Source organism: Brachyspira sp., assembly GCF_050873525.1.
In the GTDB taxonomy this organism is placed as follows: domain Bacteria; phylum Spirochaetota; class Brachyspiria; order Brachyspirales; family Brachyspiraceae; genus Brachyspira.
Genome location: NZ_JBNMIZ010000158.1, coordinates 1 through 6,207, shown reverse-complemented (window position 1 = coordinate 6,207; position 6,207 = coordinate 1). Strand labels below are relative to the sequence as shown.

General features: G+C 31.2%; 3 protein-coding genes. 1 reads left to right on the top strand and 2 read right to left on the bottom strand.

Annotated features, from left to right (window positions below):
- Positions 1 to 148 precede the first annotated feature (148 nt).
- Positions 149 to 2,632 carry an N-6 DNA methylase gene (locus ACR0QS_RS09895; RefSeq protein WP_432633283.1) on the top strand — a complete coding sequence of 828 codons (2,484 nt, stop codon included), beginning with the start codon at positions 149 to 151 and terminating at the stop codon, positions 2,630 to 2,632.
- A gap of 12 nt (positions 2,633 to 2,644) precedes the next feature.
- Here ACR0QS_RS09895 and lon read toward each other — a convergent pair whose 3' ends face one another.
- Positions 2,645 to 5,140 carry an endopeptidase La gene (lon, locus tag ACR0QS_RS09890; protein WP_432633282.1) on the bottom strand — a complete coding sequence of 832 codons (2,496 nt, stop codon included), beginning with the start codon at positions 5,138 to 5,140 and terminating at the stop codon, positions 2,645 to 2,647.
- Positions 5,141 to 5,312: 172 nt separating this feature from the next.
- Entirely contained in the window at positions 5,313 to 5,783 is a 471-nt protein-coding gene (locus tag ACR0QS_RS09885) for a PepSY-like domain-containing protein (RefSeq protein ID WP_432633281.1), read from the bottom strand.
- Between the last annotated feature and the right edge of the window lie 424 nt (positions 5,784 to 6,207).

The window sequence follows — 6,207 nt, the reverse complement described above, 5'->3', positions numbered from 1 at the left end:
ATTATATATATAAACAAATATTTTTTAAATAGATAAAATATAAAAAACTAATATTTAATTTTTATATTTAATTAATTTGCAAAACCTTAATATTTTGATATAATCGATTATATATTTTAATTTTTATTTAGATATTAGAGACTTTTATATGGCTAAAAAAGAAGTTAAAACGGATTATTGGGTATATTCGCTACTAAAAAGTGCAAATATTAAAGCGACTCCTCAAGGTTCGGATATTGAAGAAATTAACGAAGCTTTAAAAACCGCAAGCAAGAAAGGAACGGGAAATATTGGATTTCCAGAATTTATCGCTATAGTTAAAGATTTTTTAATCGTAATAGAGGATAAATCCGATTTAAGTAAACATTGTAAATTGGATTCTAATTCTTGCATAGATTTGGATAATACAAAAAGCGTCACAGATTTTGCCGTAAATGGAGCTATTCATTATGCAAAACATTTGGCACAAAATACGAGTTATAAAAAAATCATAGCGATTGGCGTTAGCGGAGACGAAAGACATCATAAAATTAGCCCGTATTTTATTAACGAGAGAGGAATACTTGATAAAAAATTAAACGATTTGGAAACATTTACTCTGTTAAACGAAAGCAATATAGAAAGCTATTATTTGCAAGAGATTTTAGGAATTAAGCCGAAAGAAGAAACCACTGACGAAGAAGTTAAACAAGACGCCGAATGTTTGCATGAATATTTGCGAAACTACGGAGCTATAAAAGACGCCGACAAACCTTTAATAGTTTCTGGCATACTTTTAGCTTTAGACGAAATGAAAGAAAATAATTTGAATCTTGAATATTTGAATAACGATGAAGATATAACCGATGGAGAAAAATTATACGAACTCATAGAAAAAAATTTAAAAAGAGCGAGATTGAGTCCAGAAACCAAAAGAGACAAAGTATTATCTCAATTTTCGGTTATCAAAGACACAAAAAAGATTAACGAATTATGCGAAATTCTAAATAAAGACGGAACAAAAATTAATTCAACTCCATTAAAATATTATTCACGATTTGTAAAAGAAAAGATATACGATAATATACAAAATATAAAAAATTCTGAAGATTATTTAGGAAGATTTTACTCGGAGTTTATGCGTTTTAGCGGAGGAGACGCTCAAAGTTTGGGCATAGTTCTAACTCCAAGACATATAACGGAATTATTTTGCGAATTAGCCGATTTAAAACCAAACGATATTATTTTAGACCCTTGTTGCGGAACGGGAGGATTTTTGGTATCCGCTATGAACGATATGATTTCAAAAACTGACGATATAAAACAAAAAAATAATATCAGACAAAATCAATTATTCGGATTTGAATTGCAGCCTTTTATGTTCGCCGTTGCCACTACAAATATGGTATTGAGAGGAGACGGAAAAAGCAATCTTAATAACGAAGATTTTTTGAAACAAAATCCTAAACAATTACAAACCGATTGCCAAGCCACAGTAGGTTTTATGAATCCTCCTTATTCTCAAGGAAAAGTCGATAAAAATTTAACGGAAATATCTTTCACGGAACATTTATGCGATTCTATATTGAAAGGCGGAAAAGTCGTGGTTATTATACCTCAAAGCGCCGTTACTGGAAAAACTAAAGAGGAAAAAGCCACTAAAGAAAGCATATTAAAAAAGCATACTTTGGAAGGCGTGATAACCTTAAACAAAAACACTTTTTATAGAGTTGGAACAAATACATGTATAGCTATTTTCACGGCTGGCATTCCGCATGATTATAAAAATAAAATTTGTAAATTTATAAATTTTGAAAATGACGGTTGGGAAGTTCAAAAACATAAGGGATTAATTGAAAATAAGATTAAGTCTAAAGATAGAAAAGAGCATTTATTAAAAGTATGGAACGATGAAATTGACGCGGAAACCAAATTCTGCGTAAAAACTACTATAGAACCTGATGATGAATGGTTGCATAATTTTTATTATTTCAATGACGAGTTGCCAAAACAAGAAGATTTTGAAAAAACTATGGCTGATTATCTCACTTTTGAATTTAATATGATAATGCAAAATAAAGATTATATTTTTAAATTTGAAAAAAGAGAGGACATATTTAAAAATAAACTTAATTTAAATGATATAGAATGGAAAGAGTTTAAAATTAGCGAAATTTTTGAAGTTTCTGGAACTATAACCACACATCCAAGCCAATTAAAACCAAACGGAAAAACGCCTCGAATAACATGCGCATCAACCAATAACGCGTTAGACGATACTTATGCAAATAGTCCGACTGAAAAAGGAAAAGTTCTTACTATAGATAGCGCCACAGTAGGTTATGTATCCTATCAAGAAAACGATTTTATTGCCACAGACCATGTTGAAAAAATTTGGATTAAAAATAATAAAGCTATGAATAGATATATAGGTTTATTTTTAAAACAATGTATAGACAACGCTGTTTTACTAAAATACGGATACGGATATAAATTTTCTCAAACAAGAATAAAAAAACAAATAGTAAATTTACCAATAGATTCCAAAGGAGAACCGCATTGGGAATTTATGGAAAATTTCATGCGTGAAGTCGAATATAAAAAACTTAATCTTTATTTGGATTATATTAAAAAATCTAAACCTAATTTATAAAAATACAAAGCGTTATTTTTTCTTTTTTGCTTTAACTTTTTTATTCGATTTAGTCGACTTTTTAGATTTGTCAATCTTAAATATAAAATCAAAAACTTCTTCCACTTGTTTTACCAAATGAAAAGTTAAACCTTTTTTTACTTTTTCGGGGATTTCGTCCAAATCTCTTTTATTTTCAAAAGGGATTATAATATGTTTGATAAATCCGAGTCGTTTTGCCGCAATGGTTTTTTCTTTAAGTCCGCCGATTGGAAGAACTTTTCCGTTTAACGAAAGCTCGCCCGTCATCGCCGTGTCGTTTCTTATAACTTTATTCATTGCAAGCGATAATAAAGCCGTAGCCATAGTTATTCCCGCCGAAGGACCGTCTTTTGGAGTAGCGCCTTCTGGAACATGCAAATGTATAATAGCGTCCGAAAAATAATCTTCCGAAACTCCATAATTTTTAGCGATACTTCTGATATAACTATAAGCTATTTGAACGCTTTCCGTCATAACCTCGCCAAGTTGTCCCGTCATATTTATCGAACCGCCGTCTTTTTTCTCCGCTACTTTTATCGATTCTATCGTGAGAGTCGCCCCGCCCATAGAAGTCCAAGCGAGTCCAATCGAATTGCCCGCTTTATTCGCTCTTTCCGTCAAATCGTTTGTAAATATTGGTTTCTTCAAATATTTTTCTATATCTTTAGAATCTATATTTATATTGTAAGCTTTTTTATCTTTTTCCACTATATCCGCCGCAATTTTTCTGCATATTCTTTCAATTCTCCTTTCAAAATTACGAACTCCCGCCTCGCGAGCGTATCCGTTAATAATATATTCTATTGCACTGTTTGTGAATTTTATATTTTTTATATTTAGTCCATGAGCTTTAATTTGTCTCGGAATAATATATTTTGAAGCGATTTTTAATTTTTCCTCCATAATATAGCCCGAAAGTCTTATAATTTCCATTCTGTCGAGCAAAGGAGACGGAATCGTATCGAGAGTATTTGAAGTCGTTATAAAAAGAACATTCGACAAATCAAAAGGCAAATCCAAATAATGGTCCCTGAAAGCCGAATTCTGCTCTGGGTCCAAAACCTCTAATAACGCGCTCGAAGGATCGCCCTGATAACTCGTTCCCAATTTATCTATTTCGTCAAGCATCAAAACGGGATTTTTTACTTTAACTATTTTCAAAGCTTCAATTATTTTTCCCGGCATAGCTCCAATATATGTCCTTCTATGTCCTTTAATTTCCGCTTCGTCTCTCATGCCTCCCAACGAAAATCTAAAAAACGGACGCTCCAAAGCTTCCGCTATACTTTTTCCTATGGAAGTTTTTCCAACGCCCGGAGGTCCAACAAAACAAAGTATTGAAGATTTTTTATCTGGGTTTAATTTACGAACGGCTAAAAATTCGTATATTCTTTCTTTAACATCTTCGAGTCCGTAATGGTCTCTGTCCAATATTTTTTTACTTTTATTTATATCTTTTCTTTCTTTCGCTTCATCGTTCCATGGAAGAGAAAATAAAGTGTCCAAATAATTTTTAGAAACCGTATATTCTGGAGAATGATTATCGATAGTGGATATTTTTTCTATTTCCTGTTCCATTCTTTCTTTCACTTCTTCAACTACTTTAAGTTTTTTGAGAATATTTTTATACTTTTCAATATCTCTTTGTTTAGGGTCTGTATCGTATCCCAATTCTTTTTTTATTTCTTTTAACTGTTCTTTTAAGAAATAATCTCTCTGTTGTTTTTGAACTCTCGTATTTATGCTTCCCTGAATTTTTTGTTGTATTTTAGTTATCTCTCTTTCTTTTTGTAAAAGCAGAAGAACTTTTTCGAGCCTGTCTCTAACCTCGAATGTTTCCAATATTTCCTGCTGACTCGCTCTTTCCACATTTATCATCGAAGTGACAAAATCCGCCAATCTTCCAGGGTCGTCAACATTAATCATAGTAAGGCGCATTTCTTCCGTGAATAGAGGATTATTTTCGCTTAAAGCTTTAACCTCCGAAAGAAGCGCTCTCGTATATGCTTTAATTTCGTTTTCGTCTTCCTTGCTCGAATAATCGCTAATATCGGGCATATATAAAGGTTCTACTCTTAAAATGGATTCCGTATTTATAAATCTAATTATTTTAAATCTCTTTATAGAATTGATAAGCAGATTTAGTCCGCCGTCTGGGAGATTAAGTTTTTTAAATACTTTTACTATTACTCCGACTTTATAAATATCTTCTGGAAGGACTTTCCCGTCCTCTCTCGGATTATCGGATATAAATAAATTGAGTCCCAAAAATCCGTTCGATTCTTCTATCGCCTTATTTACCGAATCCGCATAAATCGGAGGAATTGGAAACGGAGCGTAAAGTCCGGGAAATAAAGGCTTTCCCATTACTGGAATTACTATTAACCTCGAAGGCAGTTTATCTTCTAAAATTGAAAGCGTATTTTCGCTATTATTTTCGCTTTCATTTTTTGTATTTTCTTCTTTTATTTCTTTTGAATCGTCCATAAAAAATTTAAAATCCTTAATTGTTTTATATTAATAATATAGAATAATATATATAAGTCAACCGTTTATTAATTTTGATTTATTTGATTTATTTAAAATAAAAAGGCAAGGTTAATAAACCTCGCCCTTATTATGATAAAAGAAAACTTATAAGCCTATAAATAATTAAAAATTAATCGTCAAATTTCTGCCCTATTAAATTTCCGCTACCATCTATATAAAGTTCCATCATATTATTTAGCTTCACTTCAAAAATTGTATATTGTTTTTCTATCTTTATTATAGCCGCTTGCGGATAAGTTCTTTTTACCGTAGCCATAACATTTGCAGGCAAAATAGAATCGGGCATATTCGTATAGGTTTTAACCTCTTTCCAATCGCCGTTTGGGAAGAATTCTATTTGAGTTCCGTTTGCCAAATAAACTTCTATATCGTCCCAGTCTCTTTCAATATATGTCACTTCAATATTTGGGAAATGCTGCCTTATAAAATTTTGAGCGTTTTGAGGAATCGAAGAAAGCGGAACTCCGTAACCGTATTGAGCGTTAGGGTCGGAAACGTATTGATTTCCTTGAGCGAATAAAATCCCCGAAACAATAGAAAACATAAATAAAGCTGTTAATAATTTTTTAAAATTTTTCATGAGTCGTTCTCCTTAAAAATAAATTTTGTAAATCAAATTTAAATCAAATTATCATTACTAAAAAGATTATAACATAATTTAAAAATAATATCAAGTTTATTTACTAATTTTTTAAAATAAATTTACATTAGTTAATAGCGGATTGCTCGCAATGACGGGTAAAAAAGTCGTCATTACGAGCGTGAGCGAAGTAATCTATTCTGTGTGGATTGCTTGCCGAAGGCAGACTTTAGTCTCGGCAGTAGCCTCGCAATGACTATTTAAAAAGTGGTGCAATGACAAGAAAAATAAAGTTGCAATGACGAATTTAAGAAAATAATGACTAAATTATGTTAACTTTATTTATAAATTTATTTCTATTAATTTATAAATTGCTTGAATTATTCCTAACTTTATTGTTTTTTATAAAGTTCTTATTTTTAAT

What these genes read in the sequence shown, in the direction of transcription:
- ACR0QS_RS09895 (WP_432633283.1), top strand. Translation starts at nt 149, where the DNA reads ATGGCTAAAAAAGAAGTTAAAACGGATTATTGGGTATATTCGCTACTA.
- ACR0QS_RS09885 (WP_432633281.1), bottom strand. Translation starts at nt 5,783, where the DNA reads ATGAAAAATTTTAAAAAATTATTAACAGCTTTATTTATGTTTTCTATT.
- lon (WP_432633282.1), bottom strand. Translation starts at nt 5,140, where the DNA reads ATGGACGATTCAAAAGAAATAAAAGAAGAAAATACAAAAAATGAAAGC.